The sequence below is a fragment of the Brevinematales bacterium genome (genome assembly GCA_026415355.1).
Lineage (GTDB): Bacteria > Spirochaetota > Brevinematia > DTOW01 > DTOW01 > SKYB106.
The window spans coordinates 1-2663 of record JAOAHF010000033.1 but is presented as its reverse complement, the minus strand read 5'-3'; the positions used below and the strand labels follow the sequence as shown (position 1 = coordinate 2663).

General features: G+C 31.1%; 1 protein-coding gene. It reads left to right on the top strand.

Annotated features, from left to right (window positions below; all coding sequences use genetic code 11):
- The first annotated feature begins 475 nt into the window (after positions 1 to 475).
- Positions 476 to 2377, top strand: coding sequence for a DUF262 domain-containing HNH endonuclease family protein (locus N2712_07855; protein ID MCX8029890.1), 1902 nt, complete (start codon positions 476 to 478; stop codon positions 2375 to 2377).
- Positions 2378 to 2663: the final 286 nt, after the last annotated feature.

Below are 2663 nucleotides of genomic sequence, written 5' to 3'. Positions count from 1 at the left end.
AGATGTGTATAAGAGACAGGTAATCTATACTTGATACACTCAAAAAGAACAGAGATTTCTCATTATTCTCGTATAAATGATAGAAACTAGTTCAATAAAGTCTAAAATTTTTTGATAGATGATTCATAAAATAATTTAAGGTTATGGAGATGGATATTTTTAGTATATCACACCTCTTGCTCCTCTGTCTTCTTTCTCTTTTCTTTCTTTCTTTTCAAAACAACACCAAAAGGAGGTGATATGATGTGAGGGAAGATGATATGCAACATATACAAGAGGACAAGAAAATTGTGAAATATCTTAACAGGTATCTAGAGAACAATGAAAACAGACTTGTAGTTATTTGCTAGAGCAACACTTGATAGACACTAAAAGTATTAACTATACCCAAATAACTCTCAAATTTTGGAATTTATTGACACCTTCCTTGATTACATTGATTGTCCAAAAAGTGCTTTTTTATAATAACCAAAGTATGAGGACTATCAACGCAAGACCCGAAAGCATATCCGATTTGCTTGACCGAAAGAAATATAATATTGATTACTTTCAAAGAGAATACAAATGGAAGAAAGAACATGTTATCAAGTTATTAGAGGACATTACAGAAGAATTTTACAACAATTTTAACAAAAACCACAAACGCAGCGATGTAAAAAACTATAATGATTACTATATGGGTTCCATAATACTCTACGAAGGTGAAGAAGGAACATACTACATAATAGATGGTCAGCAGAGATTAACGACTTTTACATTACTACTCATCTACTTGGACAAGAAACAGAAATATTATCTTAAAAGCTCACAACTTAAAGAAGAAGATGTAGTTAGACTTGATGATATGATATATTCTTCAAAATTCGGTAGTAGATCGTTCAACTTACAAATACCGGAAAGAGAGGCAGTATTGAGATACTTGTACGATACACCTGATGAAGATATTGACAAAGAAAAATACGAGAAAGATCCAAGCTCTAACTTAGTTGAAAGATATTTGGATATAGCAGAATTTTTTGAGAGTACTTATGATAAAAATGATAATTCTGATGACGAACAAATCATACATCCCACGATACTACCATTTTTTCTGGACTGGTTAGCTGAAAAAGTAATATTTGTTAAAATAGAAACTAGAAACTCTCAAGATGCTTACTTTTTGTTTGAGACTGTTAATGATAGGGGGCTTAAGATTACACAATCTGAAATATTGAAAGGATATCTAATATCCAAAATACCATGGCAGAGTCGTAGAGATGCGGAAGAAGCAGACAAAAAATGGAAAAACACCATTCACCTATTGGAAAACGAAGATATAAAAGAAGATGAATTTTTCAGAGCTTGGTTCAGAAGTAAGTACGCTAACAATATGGAGGACTATCAAAAAATAGGAGGTCCCTTTCATAAATGGTTTTATGATAACGAGAGTAGAATAAAACCGAATGATCACCATAGTCTAATAGACAAAGACTTACCATTTTTTACAAAACTGTATCTAAAGATTCACAAGAGTTTCGATGAATACATAGAAGGATTGGAAGGAAATTTCTACATCTCTAAGATATCTTATGTCCGATCTATTTTCTATACTTTGCTGTTTTCGCCCATAAAAATGGATGATTCTAAATATGAGATTGATAAAAAGATGGCCCTAGTTTCATTTTACATTGAGATTTCTTTTGTATTGAGGTTTATAAATTATTATTCTACAAATCAAGAAGCCATGCTTTATGACTTTTTTAAAACTGTTCTAGACATAAGAGACAGATCTTTGGAAGATGTTTGCGAAATATTAAGGTCAAAATCGTTGGAACTATACAAGAAAACATCAAGATATGGTAAAAGCTCAATGATTGATGGTTTTGATGACTTTGTTTTTTCAAAAGAAGGATACAAGAAAAAAGTACGCTTCTTGCTAGCAAGGATTACATCATTCATTGAAAAAGAAAGTGGTATGCCAGATAGATTCTATGACTATTCAGCGTCTTCTAATAAGTATCAGATAGAGCATATAATTCCTAATAATTACGACAAATACAAAAATATGTTTGAAGATCTTGTCACATTTAACTACTACAGATCTAAAATGGGGAATCTAATCCTAATACCCAAAGGTAAGAATCAAAGCTATGGTAATATGGAATATGAAGAAAAAAGAAAGCATTACCTAAAAGAAAATCTTTTAGCCCAATCTTTACATGAAGACGCTTATAAGCACAATCCCGGCTTTGTAAGATTCATAAAACAAAGCAACCTAAACTTCAAACCTTACGAGGTGTTTGACAAGAAGGCTATTGAAGAACGTAGTATCCTCTATAAAGAAATACTAAAAAGGATATACGACCCTGAAAATTTCTACAAAATCCTAAAAGACTAGTAAAAACTCAATAACAAATAAAATTAAAATCCTTCAATAAGGATACTAGTTTGTTAAACCCTATTCGCTAATTTTGGACTTTACTGTAAAAAATCTCTTACTTGACACATTATGAAAATTCTTATTATACTCTACTTATGAGATACATACTCAAAAACATTGACTGTCTAGACTGTGCAGTCAAGATAGAGAAAAGTTTGATAAACTCTGGTATAAAAGATGCAAAAGTGGATTTCAAAACATCATCACTTATAACTTCTGAAACAAACCTATCAAAGATAAGAGA

Excerpts from the sequence above, each read along its gene's own strand:
- N2712_07855 (MCX8029890.1), top strand. The coding sequence starts at position 476 with ATGAGGACTATCAACGCAAGACCCGAAAGCATATCCGATTTGCTTGAC.